Origin of the sequence: Prauserella rugosa, from assembly GCF_000719975.1 — a bacterium.
In the GTDB taxonomy this organism is placed as follows: Bacteria; Actinomycetota; Actinomycetes; order Mycobacteriales; family Pseudonocardiaceae; genus Prauserella; species Prauserella rugosa.
On record NZ_JOIJ01000002.1, the window covers coordinates 458234 to 479461 of the forward strand.

Here is a 21228-nt window from a genome sequence, read left to right on the forward strand (position 1 = left end):
CCCGGGTCCGGTGTCAGCTTCCGGCCAGGATCTGGCCCACGTAATTGGCCACCGCGCGCACCGCGGCGATCGTCCCGGGGTAGTCCATCCGCGTGGGACCGACCACTCCCATGCCACCCAGCAGCAGATCGTCGGAGCCGTAACCGATCGACACGACCGAGGTCCTCCGCATCTGCGCGTCCTCATTCTCCTCACCGATCCGCACCGTGACGGCACCGGGGTTGCGGGCTGCGGCGAGCAGCTTCAGCACGACGACCTGTTCCTCGAGCGCCTCGAGCACCTCACGCAGCGAGTTCGGGAAGTCGGCGACGTTGTTGGTGAGGTTGGCGGTGCCGCCGAGCACGAGCCGGTCCTCGGGGTGTTCGACGAGCGATTCGACCAGCACCGTGGAGACCCGCGTCATCACGTCGCGCAGTTCCGCGGGGCCCTGCTCGGGCAGCTCCGAGACCTTCGCGGCCGCGTCGGCGAGCTTGCGCCCGGCGAGTGCGCTGTTGAGCTGGTCGCGCAGCATCGCCACGCCGTCCTCGCTGATCACGTCGCCGAGGTCCACCGTGCGCTGGTCCACGCGTCCGGTGTCGGTGATCAGCACGAGCATCAGCCGGGCCGAGGTCAGCGGCACGACCTCGACGTGCCGCACCGTCGAGTTGGTCAGCGTCGGATACTGGATCACCGCGACCTGGCGGGTGAGCTGCGCCAGCAGCCGCACCGACCGGCGCAGCACGTCGTCGAGGTCACTGGCGCCCTCGAGGAACCGTTCGATGGCCCTGCGCTCGGCGCTGGAGAGCGGTTTGATCTCCGACAGCCGGTCGACGAACAGCCGGTAGCCCTTGTCCGTCGGGATACGGCCCGCGCTCGTGTGCGGCTGCGTGATGTAGCCGTCCTCCTCCAGCGCCGCCATGTCGTTGCGGACGGTCGCGCTGGAGACACCGAGGTTGTGGCGATCGACCAGAGCCTTGGAACCCACCGGCTCCTGCTCGGACACGTAGTCGGCGACGATCGCGCGCAACACCTCGAAGCGCCGCTCCTCCGCGCTGGCCAACGAGCACCTCCTCACCGTCACGGGCTCCGCCGGCCGGGGACCGCGACGGCCCCGGCCGGTGACACCGTTCGAGTTTACGGTGCTGGGCAGCGACCGTGGGTCACGCGTTGCCGGGGAATCGCAGGTTGACCCCTCCGCCCGCGGGCTCGCCGGCCGCGCCGGAGGGCGCGGACGGCCACCGCGAGGTGACGACCTTGCGGCGGGTGAAGAAGTGGAAGCCCTCGGGCCCGTAGGCGTGGCTGTCGCCGAACAGCGAGTCCTTCCACCCGCCGAAGCTGTAGTACCCGACCGGCACCGGGATCGGCACGTTCACCCCGACCATGCCGACCTCGACCTCGCCGGTGTACCGGCGTGCCGTTCCGCCGTCGGTGGTGAACACGGCGGTGCCGTTGCCGTAGTGGTTGGCGTTGACGAGCGCCACGGCGTCGTCGAACGAGGCCACGCGCACGACCGACAGCACCGGCCCGAAGATCTCGTCGGTGTAGATCGACATCTCGGGCCGGACCCGGTCGAACAGGGTCGGGCCGAGCCAGAAGCCGCCACCGTGGATGTCCGGGTTCCTGCCGTCGACCACCAGCTCGGCGCCCTCGTCCACGCCCGCCGCGACGTACGAGGCAACCCGCTCGCGGTGCGCGGCGGTCACGAGCGGGCCCATCTCCGAATCGGGGTCCCTGCCGTCGCCGACGCGCAGTGCGCGCATCCGCTCGGTGATCTTCGCCACGAGCTCGTCGCCGATCGGGTCGACGGCCACGACGACGGACACGGCCATGCACCGCTCCCCCGCCGAACCGAAGCCCGCCGACACGGCCGCGTCCGCAGCACCGTCGAGATCGGCGTCGGGCAGCACGGCCATGTGGTTCTTGGCCCCGCCGAGGGCCTGGCACCGTTTGCCCGCCGCCGTGGCCTTCTCGTAGACGTAGCGGGCGATCGGGGTGGAGCCGACGAACGAGATCGCCTGCACGTCGCGGTGTTCGAGCAGCGCGTCGACGGCGACCTTGTCGCCGTGCACCACGTTCAGCACCCCGTCGGGCAGACCCGCCTCGGCGAGCAGTTCGGCGATGAAGAGCGATGCCGACGGGTCCTTCTCACTGGGCTTGAGCACCACGGTGTTGCCGCAGGCGATCGCGTTCGGCACGAACCACAACGGCACCATGGCCGGGAAGTTGAACGGCGAGATCACGCCGACGACGCCGAGGGGCCGGGCCGTGGAGTGCACGTCGATCCCGGTGGAGGCGTTCTCGCTGAACTCGCCCTTGAGCAGCTGGGGTGCACTGCAGGCGTACTCGACGTTCTCGAGCGCCCTCGCGACCTCACCCGCCGCGTCGGAGACGACCTTGCCGTGCTCGGCGGTGATGATGCGGGCCAGTTCGTCCTGCCGGGCGGCGAGCAGTTCCCGGAAGCGGAACAACACGCGGGAACGGCCCGCGAGCGAGGTGTCGCGCCACGCCGGGAACGCCGCGGCGGCCGCCCGCACGGCCTCGTCGATCTCGCCGGGTCCTGCGAAGTCGACGGTCGCCTTCACGGCACCGGTGGCCGGGTCGAACACGTCCCCGGTGCGTTCGGCGGGCCCGCTCCACGGCTTGCCCGCGATCCGGTGGGTGATGTGCTCGGTCACGAGAGAACTCCCTGCGTTCGCGTCTTGTGGTTTCGCGCCTTCGTGTGGTTTCGCGCCGTCGGTGGTTTCGCGCCGTCGGTGGGCCGGGGTTTCAGCGCGGGTTTTCAGTACGGGGTTTCCGTACGGGTCGAGAGAGTCACGCCGAGGCCGCCGCCAGCGAGTCGTCGAGGATCGCGAGCGCTTCGGCGCTCTCCTCGTCGGTCAGGGTCATGGGCGGGGCGATGCGCAGTACGTTGCCGTGCAGACCGCCCTTGCCGATGAGCAGTCCGCGCGCCTTCGTCTCCTCGAGGACCCGTGCAGCGGCCGCCGGATCGGGTTCGCCCGGTGCCTGCGAGCCCGGCCGCACGAGTTCGACACCGATCATGAGTCCCTTGCCCCGCACGTCGCCGACGACGGCACAGCGGGACTGGATCTCGCGCAACCCGGCCATGAGCGTGGCGCCCTGTTTGGCGGCGTTGCCCTGCAGGTCGTGGTCGAGCAGGTAGTCGAGCGTGGCGGCCGCACCCGCGGTGGAGACGGGGTTGCCGCCGAACGTCGAGATCGAGTTCGCGCCGAGGCAGTCCATGATCTCGCCCCTGGCCACGACCCCGCCGATCGCCAGGCCGTTGCCCAGCCCCTTGGCGAACGTCAACAGGTCGGGAGTGACGCCGTGCGCGTCCATGCCCCAGAAGTGCTCACCCGTGCGACCCCAGCCGGTCTGGACCTCGTCGGAGATGAGCAGGATGCCCGACTCGTCGAGCACCTCCTTGAACCGGCCGAACAGACCGTCGGGCGGGGTGGCGAACCCGCCGACGCCCTGGATCGGCTCGGCGATCAGTGCGGCCACGTCGCCGGAGGTGGTGGTGCGCAGCACGTCGCGGAGGTCCTCGGTGCACGCCTCGACGTAGGCGGCCTCGTCCAGGCCGGCGAAGGGACTGCGGTAGCGGTAGCCGCCGTGCACGTAGCTGACCTTCACCGGCGACAGTGCGCTGGCCGACCAGCCGCGGTTGCCGGTAATGCCCACGGTGCCGAACGCCCTGCCGTGGTAGGAGTTGCGCAGTGCCAGGATCTGGTTGCTGCGGCGGTACTGCGTCGCCAGCATCAACGCCGTCTCGTTGGCCTCGGTGCCGGAGTTGGTGAAGAACACCTTGGCGTCGGGGATTCCCGACAGCTCCGCGATCCGCTCGGCCAGCTCGACCTGCTTGCGGATCAGGTACAGCGTCGAGGTGTGCAGGACGCCGGTGTCCAGTTGGGTGCGCACGGCGTCGGAGATCTCGGTGACGTCGTAGCCGATCGCGTTGGTCAGGATGCCGGCGAAGAAGTCGAGGTAGGTCCGGCCCGATCCGTCGGTGACGCGCCTGCCCTCGGCACGCACGATCTCGATGGGTTCGTCGTAGTAGAGGGACACCCAGTTCGGCAGGACAGCGCGGTGCCGCTGCAGCAGGTCCGGTTCCGTCATGGCTTCGAGTCTCGGGGCCCCGCGGGCACCGATGCCACACGCAATCTGTACGGACTCCCCCACCGCGCCGTACAGTCTGCCCTTCCGTCACACAGGTGGGGGTGGCATGTATCCGACGGTCGCGGAGGTGCTGGCGCTGCCGGTCGTGCGGCAGGGCGGCCCGCACGTCGTCGCGGGGGCCGACGGCCTCGACGGGCGGGTGCGGTGGGTCCACGTCGCCGAGATCACCGAGATCGCCCCGCTGCTCAAGGGCGGCGAACTCGTGCTGACCACCGGCGTGGCGCTGCCGGACGACGACGACACCCTGGCGCGGTACGTCGACGATCTGGCCGCGGTCGGCGTGGCGGGGCTGGTGGTGGAACTGGTACGCCACTGGCACGAACGGCTGCCCCACGCGCTCGCGGCGGCCGCGGACAAGCACCGGCTCCCGCTGATCACGCTCTCCCGCGAGACGCGCTACGTCACCATCACCGAGGCGGTCAACGGCCTCATCGTCGACGCGCAGGTCGACGAGTTGCGCGCCGCCGCCCAGGTGCACGAGACGTTCACCGAACTCACCGTCGCGGGTGCGCAGCCGCACGTGGTGCTGCGCGAGGTGGCCCGGCTGACCGGGCACGCCGTCGTCCTGGAGACGTTGGCCCACGACGTGCTGGCCTACGACGCGTGCGGCACCGACCCGCGCGACCTGCTCAGCGACTGGCACCGGCGGTCCCGCGGCGTGCGCACCGGCGACCGCACCGGCTACGACACGCGCACCGGCTGGCTCGTCACGGTCGTCGGCGCGCGGGGCCGCGACTGGGGACGCCTGGTCGTGGTGTGCGGCGAGCGGCCTCCCCACCGCCACGTCGTGGTGGCCGAGCGCGCGGCGTCGGCGCTGGCCGTGCACCGGCTCGTCGACGGTGCGGCCGAGAGCCTGGAGCGGCAGGCGCACCGCGACGTGCTGGCGCAGCTGCTCGCCGGCCCGGCCACCCCGACACCGGGTCCCGGGCAGGTCGCACCGACGACCCCGCTGTCCGAGCTCGTGGCCCGCGCCGAAGCGCTGCACGTGCCGCTCACCGGCCGCCGGCTGCTCGCCGTGGCGATCCGGCCACGGCTCACCGGGGACAGCGGCGCCACCGCGTCGGCCGGTTCGCTGCTGCCGGACCTGGCCGAGGCGACCGCGCTCGCGACGCGGCGCGCGCGGGTGCCCGCGCTCGTGGCGGGCGTCGACGGCACGAGCGTGCACGCGCTGCTGGCCCTGTCCCCGCAGGCCGACGCCGATGCCGTGCTGCGCCGGCTCGGCAGGGAGGTCCGCCAGACCCGGCCGTCGGCGACGCTCGTGCTCGGCGTCGGCTCGGCCGTCGACACCCCGGCCGAGGCCGGCCGCAGTCTCGTCGAGGCGGGCCACGTCGCCGCGGCGGCGCTGCACCGCGACCGGTGCCCTCCGCGCGGCTACCACCGGCTGGACGACCTGCGACTGTTCGGCCTGCTGCACCTGCTCGCCGAGGACGACCGGCTCCACACGTTCGCCCGCCGCGAGCTCGGCCCGCTGCTCGACAAGGACGCGGCCACGGGCAGTCGCCTCGTCGAGGCGCTGCGCCGGTTCTGCGAGCACGGCGGCAACAAGTCGGCGGCCGCGGCGGCCTCACACACCTCCCGCACGGCGTACTACCAGCAGCTGGCGCGGATCGAGCAGACCCTCGAGGTCTCCCTCGACGACCCGGAGTCGATCGTCTCGCTCCACGTCGCCCTGCTCATCACCGACGTTCTCGCCCTATCGGGGGACAACGACCACCCGTCGGAGTAACACAGGCCGGTCGCCGGTCGTGCCGATATCGAGGTCATGCGTACGTTCAGCGCCCGCCTGTCCCGAACCGTCACGGCCGCCGCGTGCAGCCTCGCCGTTCTGTCCCTCGGAGGACAGGCGGCGGCCGACCCGCCCGAGTCGGCGCTGTCGCTGTCCCTGTCGAAGACCGACGGCACGATCGCCTTCACGCAGCTGTTGTGCGGTCCCGCGGGCGGCACCCATCCGACGAGCGCCCAGGCGTGTGCCGCTCTCGAGGAGGCCGACGGCAAGCCCGCCGCGCTCGAGACCACGGCGCAGGCCTGTCCGATGATCCACGAACCGGTGCGCGCCTCGGCCCACGGCCACTGGCGCGGCAAGCCGGTCCACTTCACCACCACGTACAACAACAGCTGCCTCGCCGACGCCGAGTCCAACGGCGTGTTCGGCTTCTGAGGCGGGCCAGGATCACCGCGGGGGCGGGACTGTCTCGCCCCCGCCCCCGCGTACTCCGTCCGAACCGGACTGCGGATCGCCCGGACGCCTCCGGCTGCTGCTCCGTTCGGACGCCCGCCGCCACGCATGCGCCTACGGCACCCCGAATCCGGACAGCCGATTCGCCGCGCTATTGTTTCCGCGCGATTTCCGCACCGCTACCGCGAGCTTTCCGCGCATTCCGCAATCGAAATTCTGTGCTCGCACACCGCCAACGGTGAACACTCTGCCAGTGCCCGCCGCGTCCCCGCGGCGCGCACGATTCGCCAATGGCGTCGACAACGGCACAACTCCGCCACCCCGACGGGCGGGTGGAGCTCCGCGATCCGTCGTCACTGGCCGGCAGCCGGAACTTCAACGATGAGCTAGCCCCGGTGCCGCTCGAGCGGCGAACCTGGACCACCTACAACTACTTCGCACTGTGGAACGGAATGGCGTTCAACCTTCCGTCCTACCTTCTCGCGTCCGGACTCATCGCGATCGGGATGAACTGGGTGCAGGCGTTCATGACGATCGCGATCGGCAACCTGATCGTTCTGGTGCCGATGTTGCTCAACAGTCATGCGGGCACGAAGTACGGCATTCCGTTTCCGGTCTTCACCCGCGCGTTCTTCGGAATCCGCGGTGCGAACCTCGCCGCACTGATGCGGGGGCTGGTCGCGTGCGGCTGGTTCGGCATTCAGACCTGGGTCGGCGGGCAGGCGATCTTCGTCATCGTCGGCAAACTCGCCGGTTCCGGGTGGACCGACGCCGCGGTCGTCTACGACCAACCGTGGACGCTGTGGCTGTGCTTCGCCGTGTTCTGGGCGTTGCAGATGGGCATCATCTGGCGCGGGATGGAGGCGGTGAAGCGCCTCGAGAGCTGGGGCGCGCCGCTGGTCAGCATCGGCTTCGTGATCCTGCTGATCTGGATCCTCGTCGAGGCGGGCGGATTCGGCCCGATCTTCTCGCAGGAGTCCCAACTGGGCTGGGGCACCGAGTTCTGGTCGGTCTTCGCCCCGTCGCTGATGGGCATGATCGCGTTCTGGGCGACGCTGTCGCTGAACATGTCGGACTTCACGCGGTTCGGCAAGGGCCAGCGTAAGCAGGTCTGGGGACAGATCCTCGGACTGCCGACCACGATGTCGTTCATCGCGATCATGTCGATCATGATCACCTCGGGCGGCATCGTCGTCTACGGCGAGGCGATCTGGGATCCGGTGCAGCTCGCGAGCCGGTTCGACTCACCGATCGTGGTGGTGGCGGCGCTCATCGGCATCGTGCTGGCGACCGTGACGACCAACCTGGCGGCGAACGTCGTCAGCCCGTCGTACGACTTCTCCAACGCCTTCCCGCGCCGGATCAGTTTCCGCACCGGCGGCCTGATCACCGGGGTGATCGGCATCGTGGTGCAGCCGTGGCGGCTGATCTCCGATCCCAACATCTACATCTACGCGTGGTTGAGCTTCTACGGCGGCGTGCTCGCCACCATCGCCGGTGTGCTGGCCGCGGGCTACTGGGTGAAGGCACGCCGCATGCTGTCGCTGACCGACCTGTTCGCCGAACGCGGCGGACGCTACTGGTACACGGCTGGCTGGAACTGGCGGGCCTTCGTCGCCACGGCGGTCGGTGCCGTGCTCGCCGTCGGCGGCGCCTACTCCGCGCCCGGTGCGGGACCGTTCCCCGAACACGGACTGATCCCCTTCCTGCAACCGCTCTACGACTACAGCTGGATCGTCGGCCTGGTGTCGGCCTTCCTGGTCTTCCTGGTGCTGTCCCCGTCCGCGCACGGCGCGGCGTCCACTCCGATACTCGAGGAGGAGATTCATGAACGACGTGATCAGAGCAGGATTGATTCAGCAGCGCTGGACCGGTGACAAGGACTCGATGATCGCGGCGTCCGTGGACGCCATCTCCCGTGCTGCCTCGCAGGGAGCTCAGGTGGTGTGCCTGCAGGAACTGTTCTACGGGCCGTATTTCTGCCAGGTGCAGGACAACGAGTACTACTCCTACAGCGAGTCCATTCCGGACGGTCCGACGACGGTGCTGATGCAGGAGGTCGCCGAACGGCACGGGGTCGTGCTCGTCGTGCCGATGTACGAGCAGGAGCAGCCCGGCCTGCTCTACAACACCGCGTCGGTCATCGACGCCGACGGCACCTACCTCGGCAAGTACCGCAAGAACCACATCCCTCAGGTGAAGGGATTCTGGGAGAAGTTCTACTTCCGGCCGGGCAATACGGAGTATCCGGTGTTCGACACCGCGGTCGGCAGGATCGGCGTGTACATCTGCTACGACCGCCACTTCCCCGAGGGCTGGCGCGCACTGGGGCTGGCGGGTGCGCGGATCGTGTTCAACCCCTCCGCCACGAGCCGCGGCCTGTCGCAGTACCTGTGGCGGCTGGAACAGCCCGCGGCGGCGGTCGCCAACGAGTACTTCGTCGGCGCGATCAACCGCGTGGGCGTGGAACCGTTGGGCGACAACGACTTCTACGGACAGTCCTACTTCGCCGATCCGCGTGGACAGCTCGTGGGTGAGGCCGCCTCCGACACCGACGACGAGGTCGTCGTCCGCGATCTCGACATGGGCCTGCTGGCCGAGGTGCGCGACCTGTGGGCGTTCTACCGCGACCGCAGGCCCGACTCCTACGACTCGCTCGTCACGCCGTGAGGAGGGTGATCCCGCAATGCGCACACTGATCACGAACGGCACCGTCCTGAGCTCCACCGGCGCCACCCCCGCCGACGTACTCGTCGACGGCGACACGATCGCCGCCGTCGCCGCACCCGGCTTCTTCACATCCGGCACCGACCAGCGTCCGGACGAGGTCTTCGACGCCGTGTTCGACGCCACCGGCAAGTACGTCATGCCCGGCGGCATCGACGCCCACACCCACATGGAGATGCCCTTCGGCGGGACGTTCTCCGCCGACACCTTCGAGACGGGAACCAGAGCGGCCGCCTGGGGCGGGACGACCACCATCATCGACTTCGCCGTGCAGCCCAAGGGTGGTTCCCTGCTGTCCACACTGGACTCCTGGCACGAGAAGGCCGACGGCGACTGCGCGATCGACTACGGCTTCCACATGATCGTCTCCGACGTCAACGACACGACGTTGAAGGAGATGGACTCGTGCGTCGAGGCCGGGGTGAGCAGTTTCAAGATGTTCATGGCCTACCCCGGCGTGTTCTACTCCACCGACGGGGAGATCCTGCGCGCCATGGACAAGGCCGCCGAGATCGGCGGAACCATCGCCATGCACGCCGAGAACGGCATCGCGATCGACCAGCTCGTGGCGAAGGCGCTCGCCGACGGCAAGACCGAACCGCACCAGCACGGCCTGACCCGGCCACCGGAGCTGGAGGGCGAGGCGACCTCGCGGGCGATCACGCTCGCGGGCGTGACGGGCGCGCCGCTGTACATCGTGCACCTGTCAGCGGCACAGGCATTGTCGGCGGTGGCCGAGGCACGGGACACGGGCCAGAACGTGTTCGCCGAAACCTGCCCGCAGTACCTCTATCTGTCCATCGAGGACCTGGCCGCGCCCGACTTCGAGGGCGCCAAGTACGTCGCCTCTCCCCCGCTCCGCGAGAAGCACCACCAGCCGGATCTGTGGCGTGGGCTGCGCACCAACGATCTGTCGGTCGTCTCGACCGACCACTGCCCGTTCTGTTTCAAGGACCAGAAGGAATTGGGCCGCGGCGACTTCACCAAGATCCCCAACGGCATGCCCGGGGTGGAGCACCGCATCGACCTGCTGCACCAGGGTGTGGTGGCCGGGGAGATCTCCCTGGCTCGCTGGGTCGAGGCGTGCGCGACGACACCGGCGCGGATGTTCGGGCTGTATCCGCGCAAGGGCGTCATCGCGCCGGGAGCGGATGCCGACATCGTCATCTACGACCCGGCGGCACACCAGACGATCTCGGCCGAGACCCACCACATGGCCGTGGACTACTCCGCCTACGAGGGCATGAGTCTCACCGGCCGGTGCGAGACCGTGTTCTCCCGCGGCAGCGTCGTGGTCGACCGCGGCACCTACCTCGGTTCGGCCGGGCACGGCCGGTTCCTCGCCCGCGATCTGTGTCAGTACCTGAACTGAGGGAGGCGCTGTGGACTTCGGAGTGGTACTGCAGACCGACCCGCCCGCTCGCGAGGTCGTGCGGACGGCCGCGGCGGCCGAGCAGCAGGGATTCCGCTACGCGTGGACGTTCGACTCGGTGGTGCTGTGGCAGGAACCGTTCGTCATCTACTCGCAGATCCTCGCCGCGACCTCGTCGTTGACCGTCGGGCCGATGGTCACGAGCCCGGGTACGCGCGACTGGTCGGTGCTGGCCTCACTGTTCGCAACCCTCAACGAGATGCACGGCGACCGCACCGTGTGCGGGATCGGGCGCGGCGACTCGGCACACCGCGTCATCGGCAAGCCACCCTCCACATTGGCCACCCTGCGGGACTGCATGCGCACGGTGAAGGACCTCGCCGAGGGCCGCCCGGCGACCCTGCGCGAGTTCGAGGTGCGGTTGCCGTGGGTGTCGGGCGGCAGGCTCGAGATGTGGATGGCGGGCTACGGCCCGAAGGCGCTCGACACGGTCGGGCGGCACGCCGACGGGTTCATCCTGCAGTGCGCCGATCCGGCGATCGCGCGATGGACGATCGGGGCGGTGCGGGACGCGGCGAGCGCGGCGGGCCGCGATCCGGAGGGCATCACCATCTGCGTGGCGGCACCGGCCTACGTCGGCGACGACCTGCCCCATCAACGGGACCAGCTGCGCTGGTTCGGCGGCATGGTCGGCAACCACGTCGCCGACCTCGTGGCCCGGTACGGCGACTCGGGGCCCGTGCCCCGCGAACTGACCGACTACATCGCCGCGAGGGAGGGCTACGACTACGCCCACCACGGCAGGGCGGGCAATCCGTCGACCGACTTCGTGCCCGACGACATCGTCGACCGGTTCTGCCTGCTCGGTCCCGCCGAGGAGCACGTGCGCCGACTCGAAGAGCTGGCCGAGCTCGGCGTCGACCAGTTCGCGATGTACCTCATGCACGATCGCAACGAGGAGACGCTGGAGGCCTACGGCCGCGACGTCGTCGGCAAGCTCGGCGCGTGACCCACGCCGACGCGGTCAGCCGAAGGTGACCGCGTCGGCGTTCCACGTCTCGGCACTGCGCGTCTCGGCACTGCACGTCTCGGCACTGCGCGTCTCGGCCCTGCGGCCGGGCTCGGCCTGCAAACACCAGTACAGGCTCGTGTGGGCGACGACGTCGGCAACCGGATCGCCGGCTACAGGGACATGACGCGGATCGGTTCCCCGGCCTGGTAGGCGGCGATATCCTCGACGGCGTCGCGGTAGAAGACCTCGTACAGGTCGCGCACCACGTAGCCGACGTGCGGGGTCAGCACCGTGTTCGGCAGGTCCCGCAGCGGGTGGTCGGCCGGCAGCGGTTCGGTGTCGTAGACGTCGAGTGCCGCGCCGCCGATCCGCCGCTGCCGCAGCGCCTCGATCAGGGCCGCCTCGTCGACGATCGGCCCGCGCGAGGTGTTCACCAGCCAGGCGGTCGGCTTCATCGCCGCGAGCTCGGCCGCCCCGATCAGGCCGCGGGTCCGGGAGCTGAGCACCTGGTGGATGGTCACGACGTCGGACTCGGCGAGCAACCGCTCCTTGCTCACGGCCTCCACGTCGTGTTCGGCGGCCTTCTCCTCGGTGAGGTTGGTGCTCCACGCGATGGTGCGCATGCCGAAGGCCTGGCCGATCCGCGCGACCCGGGAGCCGAGCCTGCCGAGGCCGACGACGCCGAGGGTCGCGCCCTGCACACTGCGACCCACGGTCGTCTGCCAGCCACCCGTGCGCAGCGAACGGTCCTCGCCGGGCAGACCGCGCATCGCCGCGAGAATCAGCGCCCACGTGTGCTCGGCCGTCGGATGCGGCAGGTATCCGGTGTGCGAGACGACGATGCCGAGTTCGGCCGTCGCCTTCAGGTCGATCGACGGGTTCCGCGGCCCGCCGAGGCTCACGACGAGCCGCAGGTCGGGCAGTCTGCGCAACACCTCGGCAGGCAGTGGTGTGCGTTCGCGCATGGCCACCACGACCTCGCATCCGGCGAGGCGGTCCACGAGGGCGTCGTGGTCGGCGATGTGCTCGGTCAGCACGTCGACCTCGGCGCCGAGCGAGTCCCAGTCGGCGAGTTCGCGCGCGATGTCCTGATAGTCGTCCAGTACCGCGATCTTCATACCGACACGCTAATGCGTCGGGCCTGCCGATCGGGTCACGGCACGAGCAGGTCCACGCGCACCAGGTGGTGGTCGGAGGCGTCGTTGAGGCGGGCCAGCTCGGTACCGGGCACGGGCCAGAACACGCCACCGCCGCGGGGGATCAGTCCGCGGGACGGCAGGACGTAGTCGACCCGCAGGTTGCCGGGTGATTCGGCGGCGAAGTCGGCGGTGTCGAGCCATGCCGGGCCGACGTGGTCGTCGTTGGCGCCGCCCTCCTGTCGGCCGGCCACCACGGCGCCGACGCTGCCCGGGCGGGTGTCACGCACGCGCGGTGCGTCGAGCAGCTGGGTCGCGGCCGCATCGACGCTGTCGCCGTCGTGCGGGTCGGCGTTGTAGTCACCGGCGATGACGAACCGTTCGCGGGGGTCGAGGCCGCCGCGGACACCGTCGTCGTCGTAGATGTAGTCGCCCTTGCCCGGCGTGACGTAGTCGGCCCAGAACCGGATCTCGTCGTGGTTGCGGGTGCCGTTGCGGTCCTCCTCGCCGTCGAAGCTCGGCGGCGTGGGGTGGGCGGTGAGGAAGTGCACGGTGCGCCCGCCGATCTCGATCGGCAGATCCCAGTGGGACTTCGACGACAACCGCAGCACGTCGAGGATCTCGTCGGAGTACCAGTCGCCCTCGTCGGGCGTGGCCGGGTCACTCGGCAGCGTCGCGCCGGGCATGTCCTTCCACAGGAAGTTCCGGAACGTCCGCACGCCGTCGGTGTCGATCGGGTGCTTCGACAGCACGAGCATGCCGTACTGGCCTTCGAAGTCGCCGAACCCGTGGGCGTCGTCGGGCCCGTCGGTGCTGCCGTCGCGGTTGAGATCGAACCCGGTCGGCACGCCCGTGTTCACCGGCGCGGTGTAGGCGTGCGGGTAGTCGATCGGCTCGGCGCCGTTCTGGCCCACCTCGAGGTAGTTGTCCCGGAACGCGTCGGCCGCGGCGCCGCCTGCGACGTAGTCGAACTCGTTGATCAGCAGGACGTCCGGCCGGTTGCGCTGGATGACCTCGGCGACCTTCTGTGCCTGCTCGTCGTCCGGTGTGGACAGATCCGTGAGCAGTTCGCCCTCGGCGGCGCGGTTGAGCGAGGCGTTGAACGTCGCGAACCGCACGTCCTGCGGACCGCCGCGCTCTTCCGGCTGGGCGGTGTTCGCCGCGGCGGGCGACACGGCCAGGCCGGCCGACAGGGCCAGGCCGACGGACACGGACATCCAACGCGATCGACGCACGGTTACCTCCCAGAAGTCGGCGCCCACCTTACGAGTGACAGGTGAACTCCGGGAGGCTTTCGGGCAACGACCCACCGTTCGTCGGCCGCGCCGGTCTAGACGGGAAGTTCGAGCACGCCGCCGGTGGCCTCACGCAGGGCCCGGCGCATCTCCTCGCGCGGAGCCGTCCGGCCGGTGAACTGTTCGACCTGGCCGAACGCCTGGTGCAGCAGCATGTCCAGGCCGGTGGCGATCCGCCCGCCGCGCGCGGCCACCGCGTCGGCGAGCGGAGTCGGCCACGGGTGGTAGATGACGTCGAGCACGCAGCCGACCCCGGCGATCGCCTCGAGGTCCGCGGTGAGCGCCTCCGAGGGCACGGTGCTGACGAGGACGTCCGTGTCGGCCGTCAGCGCCGCCATGTCCACCTCGGACCAGCGGAGCACGTCGACGTCGAGTCCGGCGCGGCGCGCCGCCTCGGTCGTCTCGCCTGCCCGCGCCGGCTCGCGCACGACCAGACGCACCGACGTCACCCCGAGATCGGCGAACGCGACCACCGCCGCGGCGGCCGTACCACCGGCGCCGAGCACGACCGCCCTGGTGCCGCCGTCGTAGCCACCCGCCACCCGCAACGCGCCGGTGACGCCGTCGACGTCGGTGCAGTCGGCCCGCCAGCCGTCGCCGACCGGCACGAGCGTGTTGGCCGCACCGACGGCCTGCGCGCGGGGCGTCACCTCGGCGGCGTGGGCCAGTGCCGCGCGTTTGCCCGGCATCGTCACCGACAGGCCCGCCCACTCGGGACCGAGCCCGTCGACGAATCCGGGCAGCCCGTCGGCGTCGATCTCGATGCGGTCGTAGGTCCAGTCGGGCAGGCCGAGCGCGCGGTAGGCCGACAGGTGCAGCACCGGCGACAACGAGTGGTCGACGGGCGAGCCGAGCACGGCGGCGCGGCGCGCGTGGTCAGTAGACACCGTTCTCCCGTGCCCGTTTCGCGTTCTGTTCGTGCTCGGCGTGGTTGTCGCTGAAGCACGACAGGCCGTTCTTCTCGCACACCACGAAGTAGGTCCACGGCCCGTCGGCGGGCTCCTCGGCGGCGGTGATCGCGTCGGTGCTGGGCGCTCCGACGGGGGTCGGCACCAGGCCCGGGTTCAGGTAGGTGTTGTACGGCCCCGGCTGCGACCGCCACCGCGACTCGGTGCGGATGTTCGGGTCCTTCTGCACGTAGTTGATCGTCGAGTCCATCTGCAACGGCATGTCCTGGTCGAGCCGGTTATAGATGACCCTGGCGATCTTGCTGAAGTCGTTCTGCACGCCCTCGCCCTCGATGATCGAGGCGATGATCAGGATCTCGTACGGCGAGTAGCCCGTCGCGCCCGCCGCGTTCGGCAGGCCCGCCGCCTCCATCCGGGTGGCCGACGTCGACAGCACCTCGGTGAGGATCCGCTTGGCGTCCCAGCCGGGTTCGACGTCGTACACGCCGGGCGAGATCAGGCCTTCGAGCCGGTGTTGCGCGTCGTGTTTCTGCGCAGGTTCGGCCGCCCATTCGGGCACGCCCAGCTCGGTCAGGTCGGTCGAGGCGATGGTCTTCTGCAGCTCCTCCGGGCTGACGCAGGTGCTCTCGCCGTTCAGCTCCGCACACGAGGCCTGCGACAGCAGGGACAGGACCCCGGGCTGCACCTCGTCGCCGCTGCCCTTGTCCGACAGGCGCGTGCCCGCGCGGATCTCGACCTGGCCCACGCGCGCGTCGGGCTGGACCAGGGTCTCGACGGCACTCTCGCCGGAGGCCTTCGTCTTGACCACGTAGTAGCCGGGCTGGATGGACAGCACGCGTTGGTCGTCCTCGCTGGCCGCGACGAACGCCGAGGAGCTGGCGACGACGTCGAGCTTGTCGAGTTTGTTGGCGATCGTCCTGGTGGAGTCGCCGTCCTGGACGTGCAGCAGTACGTCCCTGTCGCCGGTGCCCTCGTAGTCCTCGTAACCGAAGCCGAGCAGTTCACGCGCTCCGATGTAGGCGCCGCCCGCGAGCAGCGCCAGCACGGCGAGGGCGGCGATCCAGCGGAACGCACGCCTGCCGCGGCCACGCCGGGTCCGCGGGGGTTCCTCGTCGTCGGGGCCGCCGGGGATGTAGGCCGGTTCGGCGCGGTCGCCACCGCGCCGATCGTCGTCCTCTGCGTCGTAGTCGCCGTAGTCGTCGCCCTCGTCGTACTCGCCGTACTCGTCGTAGGCGTCGTAGGCGCCGAGCTCGTCGATCAGCCCGTCGTCACCGCGTTCGTCGCCGCGGCCCCAGTCATCCGGGGTCCGATCGTCCGGGGCCCTGTCGTCCGGGGCCCGGTCGAAACGCGGGTCGGCGTACCCGGACCCGTACTCGGGGTCGTACTGGTCGTCGTAGGGGACGCCGTGTCTGCGGTCGGCGTGGCGGTCGTCGTAACGGTGGTCGCGGTTCATGGCGTCGTCGGTCTCGTCGTACGGGTCGGGGTGGCCGTCCAGGCCGTGGGCGACCGACCCGAGGGCGAAGGTCTGCGTGGGGCTCTCGTCGGCGTCCACGCCGTGGTTCGGGTGGAGTGCGCGCCTGGCGCCGCGACGCGGCCCCGGCGGCGGTTCGGGCAGGCCCCGCTCCGGCATCGCGCGTTCCTCACCGGGAGGCGGCACCGGCGGCATCGACGGCCGGGAGGCCGAATGCGGAGCCGGGCCGGGCGCGGCCGGCGGAGGCGGCACCGGGGGCATCGCGGGCCGCGACGGCGGATGGTCGGGATGTCTCGGTCCACCTGCGCGCGGATCCGGACGCAGTGCGTCCTGGTCGGGTGCCTCGGGTCGGGGAAGGTCGGGGCGGGGTTGGTCCGGCCTGGCGGCGGGGGGCCTCGGCCGGGCCTGCGGTCTCGCCGCCGGGGGCATACCGGGTTCGGGGGCCGGTGCTCCCGGGGCGGGCGTGTCGGGGGCCGCGTGCCGCGGGCGCCGTTCGGGGAGCGGCTGCCTGCGGGGGTGCTTGGGCGGCGGCCCCGGGGGCGGGCCCTGGTCGCGGGCATGACCGGGACCAGGCTCGCGGGCGGGCGGATCGCCTGCCCGCTGGTCGTTCACCGGGCGCCGGGCGGCGGGTGGCCGCCCCGGCCGCTCCCTTCGGGGCAGCTCCGGCCGTGGCGGTTCGTCGGCGGGGACGCGGTCGTCGAACCACGCCCCGTCGCCCGGCGCGGGCGGTTCGGCGGCCTGGGCACGGCGCGGCGGGCGGGACCGCGGGTCTCCGCCGTCGTGTGGGGTCGTCATGCGGGGCCCGCTCCCCTCGCGATCGCGGAGCTGCGCGCATCGATCCACGCCTGGAGGATCTCCACCGCGGCCGCCTGGTCGACGACGGCACGCTGCTTCTTCCCCTTCACTCCGCGTTGGGAGAGCATGCGACTCGCGGTGACCGTGGTCAGCCGCTCGTCGGCCAGGCGCACGGGAACGGAAATCCGGTCGGTGAGCCGGCCTGCGTAGTCCGCCGCGGTCTCGGCGGCGGTGCCGTGCCGGTCGGCCAACGTCCTCGGGAGTCCCACGATCACCTCGACCACATCGTGTTCGGCGACGAGCGAGACGAGCTCGCCGATGTCGGTATCCCCCTCCGGATCCCTCGTGAGGGTAACGAGCGGAGTCGCCAGGATCGGACTGGGATCGCTCAGCGCCACGCCGACCCGTACGGATCCGACATCCACGGCAAGCCGACGGCCGGCGCCGGGATCGTCGATCCCGGGCCGGTCCGGTTGGATCTCACTCACCCGTTCGCGAGGGCGTTCCGCAGCGCGGCGATCGCCTGGTCGATACCGGCGGGGTTGCTGCCACCGCCCTGGGCCATGTCCGGCTTGCCGCCACCGCGCCCGCCGACGGCCTCGGCGAACGAGGGAACGAGCTTGCCCGCGGCGTGGCCTGCCTCGCGCGCGGCCGCGGTCGTGGCGACGACGAAGCTGACCTTGCCGTCGTCGGTCGGCGCGAACAGCGCGACGATGCCGGGACGCGAACCGAGCCGGTTGCGCACCTCCGCCGCCAGCGCACGCACGCCACCCGCGTCGATGCCGCCGTCGAGCCGCTTGGCCACGAGCGACACGCCGCCGATCTCCTCGGCGGCGTCGGCCAGCGATCCCGCCGAGCCGAGCACCTGCTGGGTCTTGAGCTGCTCGATCTCCTTCTCGGCGCTGCGCAGCCGCGAGAGGACGTCGTCGATCCGCTCGGGGATCCGCTCGGTCGGCACCTTCAACGTGCCCGCGAGCTGGGACACCAGGAGCTGTTCCTTGCGGACGTGCCGCAGGGCGTCGGTCCCGACGAGCGCCTCGACGCGATGCACACCGGACCCGATCGAGGCGTCCGAGACGAGCTTGACCAGACCCAGCTCGCCGATGCGGTCGACGTGCGTGCCACCGCACAGCTCACGCGAGTAGTCGCCCATGTCGACCACGCGCACGTCGTTGCCGTACTTCTCGCCGAACAGGGCGATGGCGCCCAGTTCGAGGGCCTTGTCCTTCGTCGTGGTGTAGGCCGCGACCTCGACGTCGGTTTGCAGGTAGTCGTTGACCTCTTCCTCGACCTCGGTGAGCACGTCGGACGACACCGACCCCGCGGTCGTGAAGTCGAAGCGCATGCGACCGGGAGAGTTGAGCGAACCGGCCTGCGCGGCGCGTTTGCCGTAGGCACCGCGCACCGCGGCGTGCACCAGGTGGGTGGCCGAGTGCGACCGCGCGATCGACCGGCGGCGCGTCTCGTCGACCGACGCGGTCAGCTCGGTGTCGACGGCCAGTTCACCTCCGGTCACCTCGACGCGGTGGACGAACAGTCCCGGCACGAGCTTCTGCACGTCGGTGACCTTCACCTCGACCCCGTGGCCCACCAGCACCCCGGTGTCGGCGATCTGACCACCGCTCTCGCCGTAGAACGGCGTGCGGTCGAGGATGACCTCCGCCTTGCGGCCCTCGCCGACCACCGGCACGGGCGCGCCGTCCTCCAGCAGGCCGACCACCCGGGCCGTGGCCTGCAGATCGGTGTAGCCGAGGAAGTCGGTCTCGCCGTGCTGTTCGAGCAGCCGGCGGTAGACCGACAGGTCGCCGTGGCCGGTCTTGCGGGAGGCCGCGTCGGCCTTGGCGCGCTGCCGCTGCTCCTCCATGAGGGTGCGGAAACCCTCCTCGTCGACCGACAGGCCCTGCTCGGCCGCCATCTCGAGGGTCAGGTCGATCGGGAAGCCGTACGTGTCGTGCAGCTGGAACGCCTTGTCCCCGGCCAGGATCGAGCCGCCGGACCGCTTGGTCTCCTCGGCGGCCAGGTCGAAGATGCGCGACCCGCTGGTCAGCGTGGCCAGGAAGGTCTCCTCCTCCTGGCGCATGACGTCGCTGATGCGGTCGAAGTCGCGGGCGATCTCCGGGTAGGACGGCGACATCGCGTCGCGCACGACCTTCGCGAACTCCGGCAGCACCGGCTCGTGCACGCCCAGCAGGCGCACGGCGCGCACGATCCGGCGCAGCAACCTGCGCAGCACGTAGCCGCGGGCCTCGTTGCCGGGCGTGACGCCGTCGCCGATCAGCATCACGCCGGAGCGCGCGTGGTCGGCGATGACGCGGAACCGCACGTCGTCGGCGTGGTCGGCACCGTAGCGGCGGCCGGAGAACTCCTCGGCACGCTGGATCACCGGGCGGACGAGGTCGGTCTCGTAGACGTTGTCGACGCCCTGGAGCAGGAACGCCACGCGCTCGATGCCCATGCCGGTGTCGATGTTCTTCTGCGGCAGTTCGCCGATCGGCGGATGTCCGAGCTTGGGGCTCTGCTCGCCGCGGACGTCCTGCATGAACACGAGGTTCCAGATCTCGAGGTAGCGGTCCTCGTCGACCACCGGACCGCCGTCCCGGCCGTACTCCGGCCCGCGGTCGTAGTAGATCTCGGAGCAGGGCCCGCCGGGGCCCGGCACACCCATGTCCCAGTAGTTGTCCTTGCCGTCCCGCACCTGGATGCGGTCCGACGGGATCCCCGTGATGTCCCGCCACAGGCCTGCTGCCTCGGCGTCGTGCTCGTAGACGGTCACCCACAGCCGGTCGGGGTCGAACCCCAGGCCGCCGGCGTCCTGCGACGACGTGAGCAGGCCCCACGCACGCTCGATGGCGCCTTCCTTGAAGTAGTCGCCGAACGAGAAGTTGCCTGCCATCTGGAAGAACGTGTTGTGCCGGGTGGTCTTGCCGACCTCGTCGATGTCCCCGGTACGCACGCACTTCTGCACGCTGGTCGCACGCGGGTACGGAGGCGGCACCTCGCCCAGGAAGTACGGCTTGAACTGGACCATGCCCGCGTTCACGAACAGCAGCGTCGGATCGTCGAGGATCAGCGACGCGCTGGGCACGCGGGTGTGGCCGTGGCCCTCGAAGTAGTCGAGGAACCGCTTGCTGATTTCGTGTGTTTCCACTGGAGCTTCCTCGCAGGATGTGGCGGACGGATGTGGGGCCGCACCGGGGCCCCGGCCGCCGTGTCGAACGTCCGGCCGCGTGCGGCGGCCGGCGCTGGGCCGGAACGGGCGAAGACGGCGAAGGGCTCGCCTGCTGTGCGCGGGAGTGTTCCCGGCGGCTCAGCCCTCCGCCCGGGGAGCTCGCGCCCTGCGGGTCGCGGCGGAACGCTCACCCTGGGCCCGGCGGGGCTGCTCGGCACGCACCGGACCGGTCGCGGGCGCGCCGGACCGCGGCGCAGGCCGCTGCTGCGGCGCCCGCTGCGGCTGTGGACGCGCGGCCTGGGCCGGACGAGCACCTGCCTCCGGGGGCCGCGCCGGGGTCACCGGCCGTTGCACGATCTGGTTCAGTTCCTGCTCCCGCTCGGACATTCCGGCACGCACGTCGGCTCCGAACGCGCCGAGGGCGCCTGCGAGCTCTCGCACGGCGTCTCCCACGTTCGAGGCTAACCCCGCCGGAGTGGCTTGACGAGCGGTTTCGCTGGCCTTGCGGGACAGCGCGACCCCCGCGGCCACGCCGACCCCGAGCCAGAAGACGCGTTTCATTTCCTGCTCTTCCTCCCACGCCGGAGCGAGTGCTTGCCGTTCTCGGCCTTCGCCGCACGCCGCGCCTTGATGGCCTTGCTCATGCCGTACGACAGCGCCGCCGTCTTCACGAGCGGGCCGCCGAGCGTCGCGGTGAACACCGACGACAGCGCCGAGACGTTGCCCGTCACGGTCTGCGCGTTGGACGTGATGCCGTCGACGCGTTCGAGCTGTGTGTTGACGTGCGTGATGGTGTCGCTGGCGCCGTGCAGCAGTGGATCGGTGTTCTCGTGGGCCTTCCGGATGGCGACCGTGGCCTCGTCGAGCGTGCGGCCGAGCTTGACCAGCGCGATCGCCAAGAACAACACCAGCAGCACGAAGGCGCCCGCGGCGACCAGTGCGGCGATCTGCCCTGCCGACACGTGCCCTCCTCATTCATGGATCGATGGCGACAACACATCGGTCGTCACATCGG

Annotated in this window: 16 protein-coding genes and 1 pseudogene; 6 read left to right on the forward strand and 11 right to left on the reverse strand. The window is 70.8% G+C overall.

Features of this window, described 5'->3' with window-relative positions; all coding sequences use genetic code 11:
* Window positions 1-13 precede the first annotated feature (13 nt).
* From hrcA to IF64_RS0104730, 3 genes are all read right to left on the reverse strand, one after another.
* Complete coding sequence (gene hrcA, locus IF64_RS0104720; RefSeq protein WP_030530760.1) at window positions 14-1039, reverse strand: heat-inducible transcriptional repressor HrcA; 1026 nt, start codon at window positions 1037-1039, stop codon at window positions 14-16.
* Between the two features lie 100 nt (window positions 1040-1139).
* Window positions 1140-2654 carry a CoA-acylating methylmalonate-semialdehyde dehydrogenase gene (locus IF64_RS0104725; protein WP_030530761.1) on the reverse strand — a complete coding sequence of 505 codons (1515 nt, stop codon included), beginning with the start codon at window positions 2652-2654 and terminating at the stop codon, window positions 1140-1142.
* Window positions 2655-2790: 136 nt separating this feature from the next.
* Window positions 2791-4092: an aspartate aminotransferase family protein gene (locus tag IF64_RS0104730; RefSeq protein ID WP_030530762.1), complete on the reverse strand. Its 1302-nt coding sequence runs from the start codon at window positions 4090-4092 to the stop codon at window positions 2791-2793.
* A 106-nt stretch (window positions 4093-4198) separates the two neighbouring features.
* Here IF64_RS0104730 and IF64_RS0104735 point away from each other — a divergent pair, with 106 nt between their 5' ends.
* The 6 genes from IF64_RS0104735 to IF64_RS0104760 all read left to right on the forward strand — a co-directional run bounded on the left by IF64_RS0104735 (window position 4199) and on the right by IF64_RS0104760 (window position 11436).
* Window positions 4199-5878, forward strand: a complete 1680-nt coding sequence (locus IF64_RS0104735; RefSeq protein WP_030530763.1) for a PucR family transcriptional regulator — start codon at window positions 4199-4201, stop codon at window positions 5876-5878.
* Window positions 5879-5914: 36 nt separating this feature from the next.
* Window positions 5915-6310 (forward strand): SSI family serine proteinase inhibitor, encoded by a 396-nt coding sequence (locus IF64_RS0104740; RefSeq protein ID WP_030530764.1) that lies wholly within the window; start codon window positions 5915-5917, stop codon window positions 6308-6310.
* A gap of 308 nt (window positions 6311-6618) precedes the next feature.
* Window positions 6619-8205, forward strand: coding sequence for an NCS1 family nucleobase:cation symporter-1 (locus tag IF64_RS0104745; protein WP_030530765.1), 1587 nt, complete (start codon window positions 6619-6621; stop codon window positions 8203-8205).
* Complete coding sequence (locus tag IF64_RS0104750; RefSeq protein WP_030530766.1) at window positions 8156-8998, forward strand: nitrilase-related carbon-nitrogen hydrolase; 843 nt, start codon at window positions 8156-8158, stop codon at window positions 8996-8998. Before IF64_RS0104745 ends, IF64_RS0104750 begins: the two co-directional genes overlap by 50 nt.
* A gap of 16 nt (window positions 8999-9014) precedes the next feature.
* Window positions 9015-10427: a dihydropyrimidinase gene (gene hydA, locus IF64_RS0104755; protein WP_030530767.1), complete on the forward strand. Its 1413-nt coding sequence runs from the start codon at window positions 9015-9017 to the stop codon at window positions 10425-10427.
* A 10-nt stretch (window positions 10428-10437) separates the two neighbouring features.
* A complete protein-coding gene (locus IF64_RS0104760) occupies window positions 10438-11436 on the forward strand; it encodes a TIGR03842 family LLM class F420-dependent oxidoreductase (RefSeq protein WP_030530768.1) in 999 nt (332 codons plus the stop codon).
* Window positions 11437-11609: 173 nt separating this feature from the next.
* On the opposite strand, the gene IF64_RS0104770 is transcribed toward IF64_RS0104760, so the two are convergent.
* From IF64_RS0104770 to IF64_RS0104805, 8 genes and pseudogenes are all read right to left on the reverse strand, one after another.
* Entirely contained in the window at window positions 11610-12557 is a 948-nt protein-coding gene (locus IF64_RS0104770; protein ID WP_030530769.1) for a D-2-hydroxyacid dehydrogenase family protein, read from the reverse strand.
* Window positions 12558-12592: 35 nt separating this feature from the next.
* Window positions 12593-13792, reverse strand: a complete 1200-nt coding sequence (locus IF64_RS0104775; RefSeq protein ID WP_030530770.1) for an endonuclease/exonuclease/phosphatase family protein — start codon at window positions 13790-13792, stop codon at window positions 12593-12595.
* Window positions 13793-13905: 113 nt separating this feature from the next.
* On the reverse strand, window positions 13906-14757 hold the full coding sequence (locus IF64_RS0104780) for a shikimate dehydrogenase (RefSeq protein ID WP_084705647.1): 852 nt from the start codon (window positions 14755-14757) through the stop codon (window positions 13906-13908).
* Window positions 14747-16408 carry an endolytic transglycosylase MltG gene (gene mltG / locus IF64_RS0104785; RefSeq protein ID WP_051757468.1) on the reverse strand — a complete coding sequence of 554 codons (1662 nt, stop codon included), beginning with the start codon at window positions 16406-16408 and terminating at the stop codon, window positions 14747-14749. The genes IF64_RS0104780 and mltG overlap by 11 nt, the downstream gene beginning before the upstream one ends.
* A gap of 632 nt (window positions 16409-17040) precedes the next feature.
* Window positions 17041-17532 (reverse strand): Holliday junction resolvase RuvX, encoded by a 492-nt coding sequence (gene ruvX / locus IF64_RS0104790; RefSeq protein ID WP_030530773.1) that lies wholly within the window; start codon window positions 17530-17532, stop codon window positions 17041-17043.
* Window positions 17529-20192: an alanine--tRNA ligase gene (gene alaS / locus IF64_RS0104795; RefSeq protein WP_030530774.1), complete on the reverse strand. Its 2664-nt coding sequence runs from the start codon at window positions 20190-20192 to the stop codon at window positions 17529-17531. Before alaS ends, ruvX begins: the two co-directional genes overlap by 4 nt.
* Window positions 20193-20501: 309 nt before the next feature.
* Window positions 20502-20774: pseudogene (locus tag IF64_RS27860) on the reverse strand (hypothetical protein); the annotation flags it as partial.
* The gene (locus IF64_RS0104805) at window positions 20771-21175 is read right to left on the reverse strand and encodes a DUF948 domain-containing protein (RefSeq protein ID WP_030530776.1); all 405 of its coding nucleotides are present in this window, start codon (window positions 21173-21175) and stop codon (window positions 20771-20773) included. The gene IF64_RS0104805 and the pseudogene IF64_RS27860, both read right to left, overlap by 4 nt.
* Window positions 21176-21228 lie beyond the last annotated feature (53 nt).